20 protein-coding genes and 7 tRNA genes are annotated in these 19216 nt (G+C 45.6%); 5 read left to right on the top strand and 22 right to left on the bottom strand.

The window, feature by feature from the left end; all coding sequences use genetic code 11:
• Positions 1-138 precede the first annotated feature (138 nt).
• The 11 genes from C1S74_RS13335 to mutY form a co-directional block, all read right to left on the bottom strand.
• Positions 139-1764 (bottom strand): methyl-accepting chemotaxis protein, encoded by a 1626-nt coding sequence (locus tag C1S74_RS13335; protein WP_045399187.1) that lies wholly within the window; start codon positions 1762-1764, stop codon positions 139-141.
• Between the two features lie 294 nt (positions 1765-2058).
• Positions 2059-2134: transfer RNA gene (locus C1S74_RS13340), tRNA-Asn, on the bottom strand.
• 42 nt (positions 2135-2176) lie between these two features.
• Positions 2177-2252, bottom strand: a tRNA-Phe gene (locus C1S74_RS13345).
• A gap of 7 nt (positions 2253-2259) precedes the next feature.
• Positions 2260-2335: transfer RNA gene (locus tag C1S74_RS13350), tRNA-Thr, on the bottom strand.
• Between the two features lie 70 nt (positions 2336-2405).
• Positions 2406-2481: transfer RNA gene (locus C1S74_RS13355), tRNA-Asn, on the bottom strand.
• Between the two features lie 42 nt (positions 2482-2523).
• Positions 2524-2599 (bottom strand) — tRNA-Phe (locus tag C1S74_RS13360).
• A 7-nt stretch (positions 2600-2606) separates the two neighbouring features.
• A tRNA-Thr gene (locus C1S74_RS13365) sits at positions 2607-2682 on the bottom strand.
• 54 nt (positions 2683-2736) lie between these two features.
• A tRNA-Phe gene (locus C1S74_RS13370) sits at positions 2737-2812 on the bottom strand.
• A gap of 109 nt (positions 2813-2921) precedes the next feature.
• Positions 2922-4052 (bottom strand): membrane-bound lytic murein transglycosylase MltC, encoded by a 1131-nt coding sequence (mltC, locus tag C1S74_RS13375; RefSeq protein ID WP_045397696.1) that lies wholly within the window; start codon positions 4050-4052, stop codon positions 2922-2924.
• A gap of 86 nt (positions 4053-4138) precedes the next feature.
• Complete coding sequence (locus C1S74_RS13380; protein WP_005436530.1) at positions 4139-4411, bottom strand: oxidative damage protection protein; 273 nt, start codon at positions 4409-4411, stop codon at positions 4139-4141.
• Between the two features lie 19 nt (positions 4412-4430).
• Positions 4431-5507 carry an A/G-specific adenine glycosylase gene (gene mutY / locus C1S74_RS13385; RefSeq protein ID WP_045397698.1) on the bottom strand — a complete coding sequence of 359 codons (1077 nt, stop codon included), beginning with the start codon at positions 5505-5507 and terminating at the stop codon, positions 4431-4433.
• Between the two features lie 203 nt (positions 5508-5710).
• On the opposite strand from mutY, the gene trmB reads away from it, so the two are divergent.
• The 3 genes from trmB (at position 5711) to glsB (ending at position 8497) form a co-directional block, all read left to right on the top strand.
• Positions 5711-6430 (top strand): tRNA (guanosine(46)-N7)-methyltransferase TrmB, encoded by a 720-nt coding sequence (trmB, locus tag C1S74_RS13390; protein ID WP_045397700.1) that lies wholly within the window; start codon positions 5711-5713, stop codon positions 6428-6430.
• Positions 6431-6445: 15 nt separating this feature from the next.
• Positions 6446-7474: a TRM11 family SAM-dependent methyltransferase gene (locus C1S74_RS13395; protein ID WP_045397701.1), complete on the top strand. Its 1029-nt coding sequence runs from the start codon at positions 6446-6448 to the stop codon at positions 7472-7474.
• A 102-nt stretch (positions 7475-7576) separates the two neighbouring features.
• Complete coding sequence (gene glsB, locus C1S74_RS13400; protein WP_038873199.1) at positions 7577-8497, top strand: glutaminase B; 921 nt, start codon at positions 7577-7579, stop codon at positions 8495-8497.
• Positions 8498-8743: 246 nt separating this feature from the next.
• Here the strand turns inward: glsB and hemW are convergent, their stop codons facing one another.
• The 7 genes from hemW to C1S74_RS13440 all read right to left on the bottom strand — a co-directional run bounded on the left by hemW (position 8744) and on the right by C1S74_RS13440 (position 13965).
• Positions 8744-9916, bottom strand: a complete 1173-nt coding sequence (hemW, locus tag C1S74_RS13405) for a radical SAM family heme chaperone HemW (protein ID WP_045397703.1) — start codon at positions 9914-9916, stop codon at positions 8744-8746.
• Between the two features lie 18 nt (positions 9917-9934).
• Positions 9935-10537, bottom strand: coding sequence for an XTP/dITP diphosphatase (locus C1S74_RS13410; protein WP_005436525.1), 603 nt, complete (start codon positions 10535-10537; stop codon positions 9935-9937).
• 371 nt (positions 10538-10908) lie between these two features.
• Entirely contained in the window at positions 10909-11340 is a 432-nt protein-coding gene (locus tag C1S74_RS13420; RefSeq protein ID WP_045397705.1) for a DUF4426 domain-containing protein, read from the bottom strand.
• A 63-nt stretch (positions 11341-11403) separates the two neighbouring features.
• Positions 11404-11694: a DUF167 family protein YggU gene (gene yggU / locus C1S74_RS13425; protein WP_038873189.1), complete on the bottom strand. Its 291-nt coding sequence runs from the start codon at positions 11692-11694 to the stop codon at positions 11404-11406.
• Positions 11694-12251 carry a YggT family protein gene (locus tag C1S74_RS13430; RefSeq protein WP_038873187.1) on the bottom strand — a complete coding sequence of 186 codons (558 nt, stop codon included), beginning with the start codon at positions 12249-12251 and terminating at the stop codon, positions 11694-11696. Before C1S74_RS13430 ends, yggU begins: the two co-directional genes overlap by 1 nt.
• Positions 12252-12305: 54 nt before the next feature.
• Positions 12306-13124, bottom strand: a complete 819-nt coding sequence (gene proC, locus C1S74_RS13435; protein WP_045397706.1) for a pyrroline-5-carboxylate reductase — start codon at positions 13122-13124, stop codon at positions 12306-12308.
• Positions 13125-13254: 130 nt separating this feature from the next.
• Positions 13255-13965: a YggS family pyridoxal phosphate-dependent enzyme gene (locus C1S74_RS13440; RefSeq protein WP_045397709.1), complete on the bottom strand. Its 711-nt coding sequence runs from the start codon at positions 13963-13965 to the stop codon at positions 13255-13257.
• Between the two features lie 28 nt (positions 13966-13993).
• Here C1S74_RS13440 and C1S74_RS13445 point away from each other — a divergent pair, with 28 nt between their 5' ends.
• Both C1S74_RS13445 and C1S74_RS13450 read left to right on the top strand, forming a co-directional pair.
• The gene (locus C1S74_RS13445) at positions 13994-15034 is read left to right on the top strand and encodes a type IV pilus twitching motility protein PilT (protein WP_038873181.1); all 1041 of its coding nucleotides are present in this window, start codon (positions 13994-13996) and stop codon (positions 15032-15034) included.
• Positions 15035-15064: 30 nt separating this feature from the next.
• Positions 15065-16171, top strand: coding sequence for a PilT/PilU family type 4a pilus ATPase (locus C1S74_RS13450; protein WP_038873178.1), 1107 nt, complete (start codon positions 15065-15067; stop codon positions 16169-16171).
• A gap of 60 nt (positions 16172-16231) precedes the next feature.
• On the opposite strand, the gene ruvX is transcribed toward C1S74_RS13450, so the two are convergent.
• The 4 genes from ruvX to rsmE form a co-directional block, all read right to left on the bottom strand.
• Positions 16232-16657, bottom strand: coding sequence for a Holliday junction resolvase RuvX (gene ruvX, locus C1S74_RS13455; protein WP_038868128.1), 426 nt, complete (start codon positions 16655-16657; stop codon positions 16232-16234).
• Between the two features lie 53 nt (positions 16658-16710).
• Entirely contained in the window at positions 16711-17274 is a 564-nt protein-coding gene (locus tag C1S74_RS13460) for a YqgE/AlgH family protein (protein ID WP_038868129.1), read from the bottom strand.
• A gap of 111 nt (positions 17275-17385) precedes the next feature.
• A complete protein-coding gene (gene gshB / locus C1S74_RS13465; protein ID WP_045397711.1) occupies positions 17386-18336 on the bottom strand; it encodes a glutathione synthase in 951 nt (316 codons plus the stop codon).
• Positions 18337-18350: 14 nt separating this feature from the next.
• Entirely contained in the window at positions 18351-19082 is a 732-nt protein-coding gene (rsmE, locus tag C1S74_RS13470) for a 16S rRNA (uracil(1498)-N(3))-methyltransferase (RefSeq protein ID WP_038868134.1), read from the bottom strand.
• Positions 19083-19216: the final 134 nt, after the last annotated feature.

The raw sequence follows: 19216 nt of genomic DNA on the forward strand, positions 1-19216 counted from the left end.
TTATGCGTTTTTAACAGGAATGCACCATATTTTAAGCCTTGATTATGATAGGAGCATGAGTTCGCTTGCTAAATAAATACCATAAAAACAAAAAAGCACGTCCGAAAACGTGCTTTTTATTGAACAATTGACTTTAAACTAGTGCTTTACTGAGAACTTGTTCACCCAACCTTCAAGCTCATTCGCTAAAGACGCCAATGTTTGTGTGCTTGATTGGCTTTCTGTGACTACCGTGTTGAGCTGGCTACCGCTTTCTTCGATAAGGTTAATGCGATGCGCAATATCATCACTTACCTGAGTCTGCTCAGCGGCTGCTGTTGCGATTTGCTGGCTCATGGCCGTGATGGACTCTAATGCAGTTACTATCTGTTGTAGCGCTTCTGAGGCGTTCATAGACTCGGTTACTGTGCTTTCGCTAGTTTCGGCACAAATCTCCATCGTATGGATAGCGTTCCGTGAACCTTCCTGAAGGTTAGAAATCATCTGTTGAATCTCTTTTGTGCTGTCTTGTGTGCGTCCTGCTAGGTTGCGAACCTCGTCTGCTACGACGGCAAAACCACGACCTTGTTCGCCTGCCCTAGCAGCTTCAATCGCTGCGTTTAATGCGAGCAGATTGGTTTGCTCTGCAATATCACCAATGACATCCAACACTTTTACAATGCTGTTTACGTCCTGATCTAGGTCTGCCACGGCTTTGCTTGCTGTGTTTAGTTGCGTTGCTAGGCCCTGAATGTTGTCTACCGTACTGTGGATTAATGATTGCGTGTGCTGGCTCTGTTTATCGGCTTCGTCCGTGTTATGCGCGGTATCACTTGCAGAACTGGCGACATGATTGGCTGAAGAGGCCATTTCTGTCATCGCGGTTGCGATCATAGCTGTTGATTGTTGTTGAGACATGGTCAAATCAGCAATAGAGTTAGAGCGCGATTCTACCGCTGATAGCTCTGAACGTAATGCGTGCATTGATGCGTCTAGGTTGGTGACCATCTTAGCTAACGATTGACTCATCTCTTGCACCGCACCATAGATGCTGTTTTTAGGAGCGGTGTATTCAAAGCTGGTCTGGATATCACCTTGAGCGACGGCCTGAACCGCTTCACGAACGTCATTCGGCTCACCACCAAGAAGGTTAAGCATCTTGCGAATAGAGATGATCAAGCCACCTAGGATTGCGCCAGCAATAACAAGACATAGGGTTAGCTGCCATTGTGCAGTAGACCAGAAACGTGCATTTACTTCATTGAATCCAATGCCGGTACCTACAACCCAGTTCCAATGTGGTGTTTTTTCTGCAATCGAGTGTTTTTCTTCGATGGTGCCATCAGGCAATTTTTGTGTCCAGGTGTATTCAACGATTTGGCCTGTCTTACGACCTAGCACGTCCAAGATCAGCTGACCGACACTATTGCCATCACCGTCTCGAAAGTCATGGAAGCTAGTGCCATGCAATTGAGGGTCTAAAGGGGCTGCCACAAATAACATGTTCTCATCAGCAACATAAACGTATTCGTTGTCTTTGTAGATATTGTTGCGAAGTAGGCGAGTCGCGAGTGCTTTAGCCTCATCTTCAGGCATTTTGCCTTCTACCGCCATTTTCTCCACTTCAGTTAGAATGCTATAAGCACTCTTGAATAGCTCAGTCACTCGAGCTTTGTTATCAAGGTTACTTGCGACGCGAAGTGTCCAAAGACCCGTTGCAGTTAATGCAAGCAGGGCAATCAATATGATGGCCGATAATAAATAGGCTTGAGTTTTTAATTTCATAGTTAGCTCACAAAGCGTGTTCGTACTATGCAATGCATAGCTTATAAAGGGGTGTAATAATAAATTCATATTATTGAACTTGTATACACGCGCCTATCTGCGAGTGATGAAACTATGATTTGGATTAAATTTTTAGCGTGAAATAAGTGTTTTATATCAAATGAACTAGACGTTAATAGGGGTGTTTCTTGAAGGCGTTGAGGGAGAAGTTTCGACGGAACTAGAAAATAGGGGGAGAGTTTTGGATATTGCAGATAAGAAAAAAGCCAAGTCCGAAGACTTGGCTTTCTAAATTGGCTCCTCCTGCTGGGCTCGAACCAGCGACCTGCGGATTAACAGTCCGTCGCTCTACCAACTGAGCTAAGGAGGAACTATTCTGTTTGTGTCTTACTGTAAGCAAGTGCACCAAATATGGTGCCTCGAGGCGGAATCGAACCACCGACACGAGGATTTTCAATCCTCTGCTCTACCGACTGAGCTATCGAGGCAAAAGAATGGTGCCGACTACCGGAGTCGAACTGGTGACCTACTGATTACAAGTCAGTTGCTCTACCTACTGAGCTAAGTCGGCACACTTTATTCTTTTTAGAAGAGTTAGACTCTTCATTTTTAGAATCTCATTTACATGAAATTCTAGAAGTTGGCTCCTCCTACTGGACTTGAACCAGTGACCTGCGGATTAACAGTCCGTCGCTCTACCAACTGAGCTAAGGAGGAACTATTCTGTTTGTGTCTTACTGTAAGCAAGCGCACCAAATATGGTGCCTCGAGGCGGAATCGAACCACCGACACGAGGATTTTCAATCCTCTGCTCTACCGACTGAGCTATCGAGGCAAAAGAATGGTGCCGACTACCGGAATCGAACTGGTGACCTACTGATTACAAGTCAGTTGCTCTACCTACTGAGCTAAGTCGGCGTACCGTATTCTTTTACTAACTGTTCGTGCTAGGCACCAACAATTTAGAAATTGTGGTGCCCGGAGGCGGAATCGAACCACCGACACGAGGATTTTCAATCCTCTGCTCTACCGACTGAGCTATCCGGGCAACGGAGCGCTATTAAACGGATTTTCCCGCTTTGCGTCAACCACTTTTTTTAAATAATTTCAAAAAAGTGGTTGTTCGAACGCTTTTTATTCAACTGTCGAGAAAAAGTTTACCCTGCGTTAAATTCCTTTTTGAAATTTGTAACTTTTTCTAGGTATCGGCGTGCTTCAGCGTTCGGGTGTTTCTTTGTTAACGCCCAATAAACTTGATTTGGCTGTAAAGAATTTAAATCTTTCATTGCACGTTTGCGATCGGTGCGATGGAAAGTGTTCAAAACACCACCAGTTCCGCCGTTGTAAGCGGAAATCATGCTGTACTCCAAAGATGTTGGATGCTGGACATCTTTCAAATAACGATTTTTTAGAATGTAAAAGTAAGCCGTTCCGGTATCAATATTGTTTTCTGGGTTAAACAAATATTCAGGACTAGGCTGACCTGACCGGTTCTTCACCAATTTAAAAACATCACGGCCTGCTGTTTTTGGAACTACTTGCATCAAACCATAGGCGTTGGCCCAGCTTACTGCATACGGGTTAAAGCTACTTTCGGTTTTGATGATGGCGTAAATTAGATCTTCAGGGATGTCGTATTTTTTCGACGCACGACGCACGATATCTGCATATTGGTAACTGCGTTGTGAGAAATGGTCTTCCACCATTGGAATTTCAACGTAGTAGGCTTTTTTAAAGTCAACGTCTTTGGTTTTTACTTGGTTAGCAATCAAGTAATCGGCAAAGCGATTCGCGCGCCATGACCATTGAATGGGCTTTTTGTCTTGATCAACGACCTGATTGTAAAGAAATGGCTGTCCTTCTAATTTGATCTCTTTAGAAGAGAATAGATCGACATTGGCTGGATCATCTGGGGTTAAAAGGGTTGTGATGATAGCGTTCTTGAGGTGTTGTTGTGGTTCGGTTGGAGAAACCGTCTCGATAGTAATCACACCTTTTTGGAAATCGACTTCGGCACGGCTCAAATAGTTATCGATATATTTGACGTAATTGCTTTTACCCGCGACTTTAACTTCGCGTTGACCCCATCGCTTTTTGATGTTGCCAGAGAAACTACTGATCAGTGAATCTAAGGCATCGGTGTCTTTTTCAAACTGTCCTGGTAGTTCTGCTAGATTGTTGGCAAAACGGTTGGTCGGCTCGTAATCGACGTCATAAATCTTTTCTACGAACTCACGGCTACAACCTGCCATTAAAAGGGCAGTAGCGATAAAGGCGATTTTTTTCATAACTATTGAGATGGCTTTGTGGTCTCTAATATAAAAATGACACCACAAGTTTGGTTGTGATGTCATTGTTTTAAAACAAGTTTGATTTATTCGCTTGGTGGCGTGTAGCCCTCAATGTGAACCTCTTTGCCTTCGAAAAGGAAGTTCACCATTTCTGTTTCAAGCTGTTTACGGTGCTCTGGATCCATCATGTTGAGCTTCTTCTCGTTGATCAACATGGTTTGTTTCTGTTGCCATTGAGCCCAAGCTTCTTTCGAGATGTTATCGAAAATGCGTTTACCTAGTTCACCTGGGTAAAGTTGAAAGTCTAGACCTTCGCCTTCTTTCTTTAGTCGAGCACAAAAAACAGTGCGGCTCATAATGACTCCTTGCAATTAATTAACGAAGTTCGTGGGGTAGTGCTTCCAGTAGCAGTTTTACTGGTGCAGCTAAGCCGACTTCTTCAGGTTTAGATAAGTTATACCAAAGACCTTTGTTACCTGCCATCACCACATTGGGTTGCTTTGACAGGTCAATCAAAATCGGCGTGATATCGAGGTGATAATGACTGAATGTATGACGAAACGTAATCAGAGTTTCTTGATGTCTAATATCGTCGGCTTGAATACCACGTTGTTCCAGTAGTAATTCAATATCGCTCTCTACATCAATATGCTCCGTTTGTGGGAAACAAAAGAGTCCGCCCCAAATACCCGTCTGCGGTCTTTGTTCTAGCCACACTTCGTGACTATCACCATTTTTGTTATGCAGCATAACGAAACGTGTCTGCTTAACAGGCTTGTCTTTCTTCGGCTTCTTACCCGGGTAATCAAGCACATTACCTTGTTTCTTTGCTACACAAAGTTCGTTGACCGGACACAAGGTGCACTTAGGCTTACTGCGGGTACATATCATGGCACCCATATCCATCATGGCTTGATTGTATTTATCGACGTCAATCTTTGGTGTATGCGTTTCTGCGATTTCCCACAATTGGTTTTCGACTTTCTTTTGTCCCGGCCATCCATCAACAGCAAAGCAGCGTGAAAGCGTGCGCTTTACGTTGCCGTCCAATATCGCATGTGGCTGTTTATAGACAGAGGAGAGTACTGCGGCTGCGGTTGAACGACCAATACCCGGCAGTGCGTTCATTTGCTCAATATCTAATGGAAACTCGCCATTATATTTATGGGCGACTTCTTTAGCCGCTTTATGAAGATTGCGAGCACGTGCGTAATAACCTAAGCCGGTCCAAAGGTGCAGTACTTCATCTTGCTCAGCATTCGCGAGATCGACGACAGTCGGAAAGCGCTCTAAAAAACGCTGGTAATAAGGAATAACCGTAGTGACCTGAGTTTGCTGAAGCATGATTTCAGACAACCAGACACTATACGCGGTCTTGTTTTGTTGCCATGGAAGCTCTTTTCTTCCATATGCGTCATACCATTCTAAGATGGCGTTTGCGAAAGGTGTCACGACTTGCTCTGTATTCTATTATTGGTTAGTAGCAAAATTGCACCACAGATTGTGGTGTAAGTACAACAGATAAACTGTGGGGATATTGTGTCTCGTTTGTTTGCTTTTGGGCTGCCATAGTCCGATAGCTCAACAAATACTTGCACCTAAGTGAATTCTTTGGATAATCCCCGCTTTGATTAATCAATGTGCAGGCAAAATCAATGAGTGAAGTAACCACTAACGAATACAACGAAGACGGAAAAATGATCCGTAAAATCCGCAGTTTCGTGCGTCGCGAAGGTCGTCTAACCAAGGGCCAAGAAAATGCGATGAACGAATGCTGGCCAACAATGGGTATCGATTACAAAGCAGAACTTCTTGATTGGAAAGAAGTATTTGGTAACGATAACCCAGTAGTGCTTGAGATCGGTTTTGGTATGGGCGCTTCATTGGTTGAAATGGCAAAGAACGCGCCAGAGAAAAACTTCATCGGTATTGAAGTTCATAGTCCAGGCGTTGGTGCTTGTCTTGCTGATGCACGCGAAGCGGATATCACGAACCTACGTGTAATGTGTCACGATGCGGTAGAAGTATTCGAACACATGATCCCAAATGGTAGCCTAGCAACGCTGCAATTGTTCTTCCCAGACCCATGGCACAAAAAGCGTCACCACAAGCGTCGTATCGTACAACTGGAGTTCGCTGAAATGGTTCGTCAGAAGCTTATCCCTAACGAAGGTATCTTCCATATGGCGACTGACTGGGAAAACTACGCTGAACACATGATTGAAATCATGAACCAAGCACCTGGTTTCGAAAACATTGCAGAAGGCGGTGATTTCATCCCTCGCCCTGAAGAGCGCCCACTGACTAAGTTCGAGGCTCGTGGTCACCGTCTAGGTCACGGTGTATGGGATATTAAATTCAAGCGCACTGCATAACTAAGGAGCCAGTAGATGTACCACTACGCGATATTAGCGAATCCGGGTCACAACCGTATTTACTTTGATAGCGCAATGACCATTGCATGTTCCGAGCTAAAAGCAATTTTGGCTTCTGAAGGTGTTGAAGTGACTGAAATTGGCAACAAAGACGTCGGCTTACCTGCTGCGCTAGTGTTCTCTTGTGAAGAAGCGTTAAGCGGCCAACAATCCGGTAAGATTGCTGCGTCTTCGATCTACTACGCATTGTTTGAAGTGCGAGAAGATGGTTTGTTACGTCCGATTCAGGCGCCTGCATTCAATACTTTCCCTGAGAGCATGAGCCAGATCCTACGTTACACCGGTAAAACGAATGAACAGTTTACGCGTTTGATGGTGAACTTAGGCGTGAGTGCGTCCAATACGGATAGTGCTCAATTAACGCTGATGGATCCAATGTGTGGTAAGGGTACAACTCTGTTTGAAGGTTTGATCCACGGCTTGAATGTAGTGGGTGTGGAGATCAACCAGAAATGGGTACAAGAGATCCAAACCTTCATCGTTAAGTTTATGAAAAACGGTCGCTTCAAGCACAAAGTGAGCAAAGAAAAGCGCACTTCTGGTGGTAAGAAGGTGGCCGATGGTTTCGTGGTTGAAGCCGCGTCAGAGAAAGAAGAGTACAACAAAGGTAACCTTCAGACGATGAAGCTGTATTCAGCAGACACGCGAATTGCCGATCAAGTTGTTAAGAAGAACTCTGTTGATGTGATGGTGTCTGATTTGCCTTACGGTGTGCAACACGGTAGCAAAAACGCAAAAGACAGCAAATTGAACCGTAGCCCTCTGGAGTTGCTACAAGAAGCTCTGCCTGCATGGAAAGTGGTGCTGAAAAAGCAAGGTTCGGTCGTGCTGTCTTTCAATGAGTTCACTCTGAAATGGAAGGACGTGGCGGCATTATTTGAAGAGCAAGGGTGGAAGGTACTTTCAGAAGAGCCTTACATCGGTTATCTTCACCGTGTTGATCAGTCCATCAACCGCAACATCATTGTGGCAATAAAACCATAATCGACTTGAGTCGAATAAATTCCATGGAAAAGCCAACGTCCGCGTTGGCTTTTTTTACCTCTGAACTCAGCCATTTGGGTTCTTGTGACAAGAAGGTAGAAGATGAAACCTACAGCGCAAATTTTGACAGACATTCTAGCGGAAGTTCGCCCTTTAATTGGTCAAGGCAAAGTCGCCGACTACATTCCCGCATTGGCAAAAGTACCCAATACCAAACTGGGTATTGCGGTATACACCAATGAAGGTGAAGTGATTAAAGCGGGCGATGCAGAAGAGTCGTTTTCGATTCAGTCGATCTCAAAAGCGTTGAGCCTGACTCTGGCTATGTGCTTGTACAAGCAAGAAGAGATCTGGTCTCGTGTAGGTAAAGAGCCTTCTGGTCAGGCGTTTAACTCGATGATCCAGTTAGAGATGGAGCTGGGCATCCCACGTAACCCATTCATTAACGCCGGTGCTATTGTGGTTGCTGATTTGCTGCAAAGTCGTCTCTCAGCGCCGCGTCAGCGTCTATTGGAATTTGCTCGTCAGTTATCTGGTGATACTCATATCGTGTATGACAAAGTCGTAGCGGCTTCAGAAATGATGCATGGCGACCGCAACGCTGCGATTGCTTACCTGATGCGCTCATTTGGTAACTTTGAAAACGAGGTTATTCCGGTATTGCAAAACTACTTCCATGCCTGCGCTTTAAAGATGAGTTGTGTGGACTTGGCAAAGACCTTTAGCTACTTAGCGAATAAAGGCACATCGGTACAAACGGGTAAATCAGTGGTCTCGGCGGTGCAGACAAAACAGTTGAATGCGCTATTAGCCACGTGTGGTTTGTACGATGGTGCTGGTGAATTTGCATACCGCGTTGGTATGCCGGGTAAATCTGGTGTCGGTGGTGGCATCATCGCTATTGTCCCAGGTGAGATGACGATTGCAGTATGGTCTCCGGAGCTTGATGCTTCGGGTAACTCGTTGGCAGGTACTAAAGCGCTTGAGTTACTTTCAGAGCGTATTGGTCGTTCGATTTTCTAAGGAAAAGAAACGAGAAGCGAGAACGGATCGCGTCCTTTGGAATCGCTTCGTTTTAGAGGCTTTAGAGAAAGAAGTGTTACGACGAATAAAAGAAAGGGTTGGCGTTTGTGCGCCAACCCTTTGTTATTTTTAGCAGAGACAAAGGCTGTATTGGCTTGGTCGAATATATCCATAGCCGTTTCAGCGAATCTCTCGGAGTGAAGCGTTCTTTAGGACACAGTCCGTTCCCAAGTCTCGAATCTGCTCTTATTCCTCTTCCACCATAAAGGCTTCAAGCAAATCATTTAGGAACAGCTTACCTTTCTCGGTAATTTGCCAGTGAGTCTCTGTTTCACTCAGATAACTCATCTCAAGCGCCCAATCGATAGTCTCTTGAATTGAGCTCAACGGAAGACCTGTCGTATCGATGTAGTCTTGTTTCGGGCACGCTTCCATTAAGCGGAAACGGTTCATAAAGAACTCAAACGGACGATCTTCATCAGCCACAAGCTGTTCACTATCTAGGTACGGCTTCACCATGTTTTGGTATGCCATCAAATAGCCACGTGGGTGTTTGACCTTAGTGGTACGAACGATGCGACCATCAGCAAAGCTCAGCTTGCCGTGTGAGCCACAGCCAATGCCAAGGTAGTCACCAAAGCGCCAGTAGTTCAGGTTGTGCTGACACTGATAGCTAGGCTTGCTGTAACCAGAAATCTCGTACTGAACGTAACCTGCCGCTGCGAGTTTCTCATGACCTTGTTCGAAGATATCCCACAAGTCATCGTCATCTGGCAAAGTCGGTGGCTTGTAGTAGAACATGGTGTTTGGTTCGATGGTCAGCTGATACCAAGACAGGTGCGGTGGCGCCAACTCAATCGCTTTGTCCAAATCTGCTAAGGCTTGTTCGATGCTTTGATCTGGTAAGCCGTGCATGAGATCGAGGTTAAAGCTGTTCAAGCCGATTTGGTGCGCCAGCTTAGCGGCATTGACGGCTTCGTCTTGACCGTGAATACGCCCCAAACGCTCAAGCTTCTGTTGCTCAAAGCTTTGCACACCGATAGAGATGCGCGTTACGCCAGCCTTGCGGTAACCAGCAAAGCGTTCTGCTTCGATGGTGCCTGGGTTGGCTTCCATGGTGATTTCTATTTCAGGCTTGAACGGAATACGCGCTTCAATGCCTTTAAGTAGACGCTCGATGCCTTCTGCCGAAATCAAACTCGGCGTACCACCACCAATGAAGATTGAATGCAGTGGACGTGGCGCTTCGTTAAGACGGTATTTCTCAATGTCAGTATCCAAGTCTTCAAGAAGGGCATTGATGTACTCTTCTTCTGGGATCTCGGCTTTGAGTGCGTGAGAGTTAAAGTCGCAATAAGGGCACTTTTGTACACACCACGGGATGTGTACATACAAGCTCAGTGTTGGGGGCGTTAACATGGTCTAATTCGCTCGTGATTACTGAGACACTTGCTCAGACAGTTGAGCAAACAACGACTTGAGTGCTTTACCGCGGTGAGACAGTTGTTTTTTACGTGCTGGCTCAAGTTCGGCTGACGCGCAGTTGTCTTCAGGTACGAAGAAGATTGGGTCGTAGCCAAAGCCATTTTCACCGTGTGCTTCAGTTAGAATGCGACCTTCCCACTTACCGTGACAAACGATAGGGGTTGGATCGTTCTCATGACGCATCAAAACCAATACGCAGTGGAAACGAGCGGTGCGCTCTGCTTCTGGTACGCCTTCCATTGCTTTAAGTAGCTTTTCTAGGTTCTCTTGGTCTGAGGCTTTTTCACCTGCATAACGTGCAGAGTAAATGCCCGGAGCTCCTTTCAAGAAATCAACTTCTAAGCCTGAGTCGTCCGCAATCGCAGGAAGACCCGTTTCTTGTGCTGCATGGCGAGCTTTGATGATCGCGTTTTCGATGAAAGTAGTGCCAGTTTCTGCTACTTCAGATACGTTGAATTCACTTTGCGCTAATACTTCAAAACCGAAGTCAGACAGCAGATCTGCCATCTCACGAACTTTGCCTTGGTTGCCTGTTGCTAGCACTATCTTTTTCATGGTCGTCTCTTTCTGTAGCGATAAAGGGAGAACGCAGTGTTCTCCCCGATTAAAATGGTTCTAGGGTCTGTTGACCTTTCGCGGTTAAATTTTGTTCGAGATAAAATCGTTTTAGGTGAGGCAAGGAGTGTGTCGCCTAGTCACTCTAAGCAAATACTCCTTAACAAAGCATAAAACGATTTTAGCCGAACCCTTTGGGCTGCGTTTGTTGGTCATTTCTACTGCGTTATCGACTTCTCATGTAGGCTAGCTACATAGCAAAGTCTCTGCCTTGTATAAATACCCAACAATTCGCTGCAAAAATCAGCTCTAAAGGTCAACAGACCCTAAGGCTATGATGTTCTAAAAGCTTTTAGATCATCACAACCCAATTACTCTTCGACATAAAATTTCTGGGTGAATTTAAGCTTACCTGAGCCTTTGTTTCCAGCTTTAACGTCAATATCGAAGGTAAAAGTTTCTTCGTTGGTAATGCCAAGTTCAGCTAAGTAGTAAATCGCATTACCTTCTTTTACTTCTCGGAAGGTGAGTTTCTGCGTTTGGCCAATCAAGTTCTTCGCTTGGCCACTGATTTTTGCGTCAACTGTTGGTTTACCTAGTGAGGCGCTGTCTAATACGCTGATGTTCACTACTGCATTATAGCCATTACGCTTGATGTCGTAGCTACGAGCGATCTTTGACGTCAGAAAGGTAGAGTTAAACGCAACATAGTGAACTTCGATGTCTTTCATGGTTTTGAACTGACCTGCCATGCTTGGTAAAGATAAAAGGCTGATCAATAGGGCGGTAATCCATTTGCTCATTATTACTTCCTCGAATCGATATTCGTTATTTAATTTGATACGAAAATCGTAAATAAAAAGCCATCAAATGATGGCTTTAATTTCGCTTGGTATTTGTATTGGAGATTCTATCCGAATTTGCTTATGACGTCCCAGTTCACCTTTTTCTATGTGAACCAAGCCCTTAGCAACTTTGAATTGTTTCGCCAAAAACTTAGTTAGGTGTGCATTCGCTTTACCATCGACAGGCGGTGCGGTGATGGCAATTTTAAGCTCTTCACCATGCAAGCCGACGACCTTGTCGCGGCTCGCTTTTGGTTGAATATAGAGTTTGAGAATGACATCCTCGCCATCGAGCCAAACGGCGGCTGACATTATAGTTGGTACCAGATTGGACCAATCACGTCACCCATTAGGAAGTTCGCGAATTGCAGACCGATAAACAATACGAGTACGCTTAAATCAAAACCACCCATCGCAGGTAGGATACGGCGAATTGGTGCGAGCATTGGCTCTGTTAATTGATGGAATACGTACTCGATTGGGCTGCGACCTTGGCTTACCCAGCTTAGAATGGCACGGATCAATAGAACCCAGAATAGCAAGCCACCAGCGGCTTTAACTAATGATAACAAACCTAGGAATAGGAAATCGGCACTGAAAGAAACCGAACCACTTGATGCAATCAGGATCAATGCAACGAACTTAAGTACACACAGTACGTAAGCAAAAAGCACTGTCGCTAGATCGATACCACCGACAGAAGGGATGACTCGACGTAATGGCCCCACAACTGGCTGTGTTGCTTTGACGATAAACTGCGAGAATGGGTTGTAGAAATCTGCACGGGCAGCTTGCAACCAAATACGCAAAATGACGACCATGATGTACAGGTCAAATAGGGTTGAGATGAGAAAACTCATTGAATTCATAAGGTACCCTTAACAAGTAAAGAACGACACGCCCTAGTTGTGCCGTTCAGATAATTAAAACAGTTTTTCCATTTCTTCAGCGCGAGCAACCGCAGCTTGCATTGCTTTCGCCACAATATCAGACAGTTGATGTTCGTTGAACGTGCGCAGAGCTTCTGCTGTTGTACCACCTTTTGATGTCACGTTCTCGCGCAGTGTAGAAAGCTCTGTTTGCGGATTTTCCACTACCATGCTTGCAGCACCCAGTGCCGCTTGCTGAACTAACATGCGTGCGGTGTCTTTATCGAAGCCTTGAGCAATCGCTTCAGCTTGCATCGCTTCCATAAATAGGAAGAAGTACGCCGGTGCACTGCCTGCTGCTGCAATAACGTTGTTGATGCCCGATTCTTGCCCAACCCAACACACCTTACCGCATGCTTGCATTAGTTCTGTTGCGAAGGCTTTGTCTTGTTCTGATACAGATTCAGGCGCATATAGACCACTCATACCCAAACCAAGTTGGGATGGTGTGTTTGGCATCACGCGAACCAAGTTGAGCTTATTCGCTAACATGTCATCCAAACGTGAACAGTTGATGCCTGCTGCGATAGAGATAACCAGTTTGTTGCTGAAGTCGATAGATTGCAGTGGTTTACACACTTCCTCCATCATTTGTGGCTTCACAGACAATACCACCACGTCTGCTTCCGTTGCAGCTGCGATGTTATCGCTGGTGGTACGGATACCAAAGTCTTGCTCAAGAGGTTGGCGGCGCGTCTCAGATGGCGCGGTTGCGACAATGTTTTGAGCAGGGTAGCCATTAGCGACGAGACCCGAGACAATGGCTCTCACCATGTTCCCTGCGCCGATGAAGGCAATCTTTTTATGTTCCATATGTCTGATTTCCAAATATAAATTCTTACAAATTGTTGTGCGCACGGGTGTATAATTGCACCACTTTGCTCTGACTGCCCAAAGAAAGGCCGTCAGACTCAAATTCACAGTGTCTGGCAACAACGCGCTTTTATTGCTGTTTGCCGTAGTCTCGTGCGCCAAAAATAGCGGTGCCGATGCGAACCATAGTACTGCCCGCTTCTATAGCAGCATCCATATCACCGCTCATGCCCATAGAGAGCGTGTCGACATCTGGGTACTGCTGAGCTAGCTTGTGCTTAAGTTCAGATAATTGTTTGAACGCTCGCAGTTGTGATTCGTAATCTGGCACGTTAGCAGGAATCGACATCAACCCTCTTAACGTGAGGTTTGGAAGGCGAGAAATCAACTCAGCCAGCTCGAATATTTCTGCATCGCTGACGCCAGATTTAGAATCTTCACCACTGGTGTTTACTTGAATCAGCACTTGTAACGGTTTTAGCTCACTTGGGCGCTGGTCATTTAAACGTTGAGCGATCTTAGCGCGATCAATGGTGTGAACCCAATCGAAATGTTCAGCGACAGGACGTGATTTATTGGACTGAATTGGCCCAATGAAGTGCCATTCGATTCGATAATCTGGATAATGCTCGGCAAAGTGCTGAACTTTACTGACGCCCTCTTGGACGTAGTTTTCACCAAACGCCACTTGGCCTGATTGGTAGGCTTCGAGAACCGCCTCGACAGGTTTAGTTTTGCTTACTGCTAAAAGTTGCACTGACTCTGGAGAACGGCCACATTTTTGTTCGTCGTGTCGAATTTGAGAGGTGATATGTTCAATGTTTTGTTGAATACTACTCATAGCTGTACTTTAGACTTAAGGATTTTAAATGGATATCACTGAGTTACTGGATTTTAGTGTAAAACATAATGCTTCGGATCTACATCTTTCTGCAGGTGTACCACCAATGGTTCGTATTGATGGTGATGTGAGAAAACTGGGCATTCCAGCGTTTACACACCAAGAAGTGCACCGTTTGGTTTTTGAAATCATGAACGATGCGCAGCGCAGTGAATTCGAAGAAAAACTCGAAGTCGATTTCTCATTTGAATTGCACAATGTTGGCCGTTTTCGTGTCAACGCCTTCAACCAATCTCGTGGCTGTGCGGCGGTGTTCCGTACCATCCCAAGTAGCATTCCAACACTGGAAGAGCTAGAAGCGCCAGAGATCTTCAAAAAGATTGCTAACGCAGAAAAAGGTTTAGTACTGGTTACCGGTCCAACAGGTTCGGGTAAATCGACAACCTTGGCTGCCATTGTTGACTACATTAACCGTAATCACAACAAGCATATCCTTACAATTGAAGATCCTATTGAATTTGTTCACAACAACAATAAGTGTTTGATCAACCAACGTGAAGTACACCGTGATACGCATAGCTTCCAAAATGCGCTTCGCAGCGCGCTACGTGAAGACCCGGATGTCATTCTAGTTGGTGAGATGCGTGACAAAGAAACCATCAGTTTGGCGCTGACGGCTGCTGAAACGGGTCACCTTGTTTTCGGTACGCTGCATACTAGCTCAGCAGCGAAAACCATCGACCGTATTATCGACGTATTCCCAGGTAGTGACAAAGACATGGTGCGTTCGATGCTGTCGGAGTCGTTGCGTTCGGTTATTGCGCAAAAGCTGCTTAAGCGAAATGGTGGAGGCCGTATTGCTTGTCATGAGATCATGATGGCAACGCCAGCAATCCGTAACTTGATCCGCGAAGATAAAGTGGCGCAGATGTACTCGATCATTCAAACCGGTGCGGCACATGGCATGCAAACCATGGAACAAAATGCCCGTCAGTTGATGGCTCAAGGTATGGTATCGCGTGAAGAAGTCGACAAGAAAGTCGAAATCGAAGCGCAGCAATTCTCGTAACGATCACATAGGTAATAGCGAACCCGGAAGATGGATCTGAATAAATTTCTCGAAGGCATGCTGGCGTTAAAAGCGTCGGATCTTTATATCACGGTTGGTGCGCCGATCTTATTTCGTGTGGATGGCGAACTGCGTCCGCAAGGGGATAAGTTGAGTGAAAATGACGTAGCCATGCTGCTCGATAGTGCAATGGATCCAGAGCGACGTCAGGAGTTTCGTAAAAGTCGAGAATCAAACTTTGCGATTGTCCGAGATTGTGGCCGCTTCCGTGTTAGTGCTTTCTTTCAGCGAGAATTACCTGGTGCGGTGATTCGTCGTATCGAAACCAACATTCCTACGTTTGAACAGCTTAAGTTGCCTTTAGTGTTGCAAGATCTTGCGATAGCGAAACGTGGCTTGGTGCTGGTGGTTGGTGCTACAGGTTCCGGTAAGTCGACCACTATGGCGGCGATGACGGGTTACCGTAACAGCAATAAAACAGGTCACATTCTGACAGTTGAAGACCCAATCGAATTTGTGCACGAGCACAAGCGTTGTATCGTGACTCAGCGTGAAGTGGGATTGGATACCGACAGCTATGAAGTAGCGTTAAAGAACTCATTACGCCAAGCGCCTGACATGATTTTGATTGGTGAGATCCGTAGCCGCGAAACGATGGAATACGCGATGACCTTTGCTGAGACTGGTCACTTGTGTATGGCTACATTGCACGCGAACAACGCAAACCAAGCACTTGAGCGTATTTTGCACCTAGTGCCAAAAGATCAGAAAGATCAGTTCCTGTTTGATCTGTCGATGAACTTAAAAGGCGTAGTAGGTCAACAGCTGATCCGTGATAAAAACGGTCAAGGACGTCATGGAGTGTTTGAGATTCTGCTAAATAGTCCACGAGTTTCTGATCTGATCCGTCGCGGTGATCTGCATGAGTTAAAAACCACCATGGCACGCTCTAATGAGTTCGGTATGCTGACGTTTGATCAGTCGCTCTATAAATTGGTGATGCAAGGCAAGATCAGTGAAGAAGATGCATTGCACAGTGCGGATTCAGCTAACGATCTGCGTTTGATGTTGAAGACGCAACGCGGTGAAGCCTTCTCTACAGGCACGCTGGCGAACGTTAAGATCGATATGGATTAATCCTTTCTAGATATGAAAAAGGTTGGCAGAAGCCAACCTTTTTTCTTTGTGCTTGAATGTCTACTCACCCCAAAGGTTTTCAAACCAACTTTCAAGAATCACCACCGCTGACTGACAGTCGATGTTACCCTTCGATAACGCTTTGTAGCCACCCATACTGAATAAATCAGCACGAGCCTCTGCTGTCGACAGACGTTCGTCATGCAACTCAACAGGTAAGCCATATCGGCCTTGAAGGCGGTTGGCGAACTTTTTCGCTCGTGGCGTAATGGTTTCTAGATCTTTCCCGTGCAGGTCAGTCGGTAAGCCAACAACCAATAAGTCTGGTTGCCATTCTTTGATTTGTTTTTCGATATCATCCCAGTTTGGAATGCCATCATTGGCTTTAAACGCTTTTAATGGTGAAGCGGTGCCAGTAATTTCTTGGCCAATCGCGCTACCAATACTCTTGGTGCCAAAATCAAAGGCCATAACAGTGCGTGACATAATGTGTCTCGAATCTCAATTGGGTGGAAAACTTAACGTATTACGCAAGTGGGTTATGCATGTCCGGCGTCAGAAGACAACTGGCTCGGATCGATACCTAGCTTTTCGACGGCTTTTTTCCAACGATCGATAATCGGAGTATCGAAGATGATCTCTGGTGTGGCTTCAATCGTCAGCCATGAGTTTTCAGCCAGTTCGGTTTCTAACTGACCGGCACTCCAACCTGAATAACCTAACGCAACAAGATAGTCACTTGGTTCTGCCTCTGTGCCGAGTACCGACAGGATGTCTTTGGAAGTGGTGACAGCCAGCTCGTCAGTCATTTGAATGCTCGATTCGTAGTAATCTTTTGGTTTATGCAAAATAAAACCACGATCTTCAGAAACAGGGCCGCCATTATAAACAGGCCTGTCCAAACTTGCTTCAAACAGGCGCGGGTGAACAGGTTGTACTTCGACCTGCTTGAGCATGCTACCTACTGTAATATCAACCGGAGCATTGATCATTAGCCCCATCGCACCTTCTTCATTGTGCTCACAGACATAGATAACACTATTCTGAAAGTAGGGGTCTTTCATTCCCGGCATAGCAACTAAGAAATAGTTTGTGAGGTTCATTCTCATTTCGACCTTTCAGTAGGTACTTAAGCAAACGTCACGCACTGATATGTGCATGAGTTTGCTTAAGTTAATGTTCAACGCTCTCTATTAACTGTACTACAGTTTGAGTTATTCGCCTTTGATACGACGTTCGATCGCATCCATGAGCTTACCAGTGATAGAAATATCAAATGCTGCTTCAATTTCACGAATACACGTTGGGCTGGTGACGTTGATTTCCGTTAGCTTGTCGCCAATCACGTCAAGGCCAACAAAGATAAGACCTTTTTCTTTCAATGTTGGTGCGACGGCTTGTGCGATTTTTATGTCAGTTTCACTCAGTGGACGAGCTTCACCGGTACCACCAGCAGCCAAGTTGCCGCGCGTTTCGCCTTTTGCAGGGATACGAGCTAGGCAGTAAGGCATTGGTTCACCATCAACCACAAGAATACGCTTGTCACCATTGCTGATGTCAGGTACGAAGGTTTGCGCCATTGCGTAGTTTTGGCCGTGGTTAGTCAGCGTTTCGATGATCACAGATACGTTTGGATCGTTCTCTTTTACGCGGAAGATAGATGCACCACCCATGCCATCAAGTGGTTTTAGGATCACATCACCATGCTCTTCACGAAAAGCTTTAATCTTCTCTGCTTTTCGCGTCACGATAGTAGTTGGTGTGAGTTCAGGGAACCAAGCCGTGAACAGTTTCTCGTTACAGTCGCGTAGGCTTTGTGGTTTGTTAACGATCAGTGCACCTTGTTCTTCAGCACGTTCAAGGATGTAAGTCGCGTAGATGTACTCAGTGTCGAATGGAGGATCTTTACGCATCAGAACCGCATCTAACTCAGAAAGCTCGATCGTTTGCTCTGATTTGAATTCGTACCAGCCAGTTGGATCTTCTTTTAATTCAACCACTTTGGTATCCGCAATTGCTTTACCTTGGTCTAGATGAAGATCATTCATTTCCATGTAGTGGATTTCGTAACCGCGGCGCTGCGCTTCAAGCATCATGGCAAAGCTAGAGTCTTTCTTGATGTTAATGGACGAGATTGGGTCCATAACAATACCGAGTTTGATCATTGTTTTTCTCCGTTTTAACCAAGATCGCCGAAACGAACTTGTAAGGCTGTAATTGCGGTAAGAGCCGCGGTCTCGGTGCGCAGTACGCGAGGACCGAGTAACGTTTCTTCAAATTGATGTTCGCGTGTCATGCCGATTTCTTCTGAAGATAGGCCGCCTTCAGGGCCAATCAATAGCCGTACTTTTTCGACAGGCGTTGGCAGGGTATTGATTGAGTACTTCGCTCGTGGGTGAAGGTTCAGTTTTAAACCGTCGTACGCTTCTTGACACCACTCTTCCAAACTCATGATTGGACGGATCTCAGGCACGACATTGCGACCACATTGTTCACAAGCGCTCACTGCGATTTTTTGCCATTGAGCGAGTTTCTTCTCGAAGCGTTTTTGATCTAGCTTTACGCCACAACGTTCAGAGATAAGAGGTGTGATTGTATTAACACCAAGCTCAACAGACTTTTGGATCGTGAATTCCATCTTATCGCCGCGAGAAATAACCTGACCAAGATGCAGATCTAAAGGTGACTCAATGTTGCTTTCTACACGCTCGGTTAATTCAACCATCACATTCTTTTTCGTGACTTCACTAATCACGGCTGGAAATTCTGCGCCACTGCCATCGAAAAGGAGGACTTCTTGTCCCTCTTTCATGCGAAGGACTCGGCCAATGTGGCCTGCTGCATCTTCACTTAAAGCGAGTGCGCCAAGTTGTTGAATGGTTTCTGGATGATAAATTCGAGGGATACGCATCGTGTTTCGATTTCCTGCATACGCGAGTGTTTAGACACTAACATGGATGCTTTCCACCGAAAAAACAAGGGGCAAGAGGCGTTTCCATTTGCAGTAAATAGTTACGCCTCAATTAGCACAAGTTTGCCGCTGTA

It is taken from the genome of Vibrio hyugaensis (assembly GCF_002906655.1).
GTDB lineage: Bacteria > Pseudomonadota > Gammaproteobacteria > Enterobacterales > Vibrionaceae > Vibrio > Vibrio hyugaensis.

What these genes read in the sequence shown, in the direction of transcription:
- C1S74_RS13335 (WP_045399187.1), bottom strand. Translation starts at nt 1,764, where the DNA reads ATGAAATTAAAAACTCAAGCCTATTTATTATCGGCCATCATATTGATT.
- mltC (WP_045397696.1), bottom strand. Translation starts at nt 4,052, where the DNA reads ATGAAAAAAATCGCCTTTATCGCTACTGCCCTTTTAATGGCAGGTTGT.
- C1S74_RS13380 (WP_005436530.1), bottom strand. Translation starts at nt 4,411, where the DNA reads ATGAGCCGCACTGTTTTTTGTGCTCGACTAAAGAAAGAAGGCGAAGGT.
- trmB (WP_045397700.1), top strand. Translation starts at nt 5,711, where the DNA reads ATGAGTGAAGTAACCACTAACGAATACAACGAAGACGGAAAAATGATC.
- C1S74_RS13395 (WP_045397701.1), top strand. Translation starts at nt 6,446, where the DNA reads ATGTACCACTACGCGATATTAGCGAATCCGGGTCACAACCGTATTTAC.
- glsB (WP_038873199.1), top strand. Translation starts at nt 7,577, where the DNA reads ATGAAACCTACAGCGCAAATTTTGACAGACATTCTAGCGGAAGTTCGC.
- hemW (WP_045397703.1), bottom strand. Translation starts at nt 9,916, where the DNA reads ATGTTAACGCCCCCAACACTGAGCTTGTATGTACACATCCCGTGGTGT.
- C1S74_RS13410 (WP_005436525.1), bottom strand. Translation starts at nt 10,537, where the DNA reads ATGAAAAAGATAGTGCTAGCAACAGGCAACCAAGGCAAAGTTCGTGAG.
- C1S74_RS13420 (WP_045397705.1), bottom strand. Translation starts at nt 11,340, where the DNA reads ATGAGCAAATGGATTACCGCCCTATTGATCAGCCTTTTATCTTTACCA.
- yggU (WP_038873189.1), bottom strand. Translation starts at nt 11,694, where the DNA reads ATGTCAGCCGCCGTTTGGCTCGATGGCGAGGATGTCATTCTCAAACTC.
- C1S74_RS13430 (WP_038873187.1), bottom strand. Translation starts at nt 12,251, where the DNA reads ATGAATTCAATGAGTTTTCTCATCTCAACCCTATTTGACCTGTACATC.
- proC (WP_045397706.1), bottom strand. Translation starts at nt 13,124, where the DNA reads ATGGAACATAAAAAGATTGCCTTCATCGGCGCAGGGAACATGGTGAGA.
- C1S74_RS13440 (WP_045397709.1), bottom strand. Translation starts at nt 13,965, where the DNA reads ATGAGTAGTATTCAACAAAACATTGAACATATCACCTCTCAAATTCGA.
- C1S74_RS13445 (WP_038873181.1), top strand. Translation starts at nt 13,994, where the DNA reads ATGGATATCACTGAGTTACTGGATTTTAGTGTAAAACATAATGCTTCG.
- C1S74_RS13450 (WP_038873178.1), top strand. Translation starts at nt 15,065, where the DNA reads ATGGATCTGAATAAATTTCTCGAAGGCATGCTGGCGTTAAAAGCGTCG.
- ruvX (WP_038868128.1), bottom strand. Translation starts at nt 16,657, where the DNA reads ATGTCACGCACTGTTATGGCCTTTGATTTTGGCACCAAGAGTATTGGT.
- C1S74_RS13460 (WP_038868129.1), bottom strand. Translation starts at nt 17,274, where the DNA reads ATGAACCTCACAAACTATTTCTTAGTTGCTATGCCGGGAATGAAAGAC.
- gshB (WP_045397711.1), bottom strand. Translation starts at nt 18,336, where the DNA reads ATGATCAAACTCGGTATTGTTATGGACCCAATCTCGTCCATTAACATC.
- rsmE (WP_038868134.1), bottom strand. Translation starts at nt 19,082, where the DNA reads ATGCGTATCCCTCGAATTTATCATCCAGAAACCATTCAACAACTTGGC.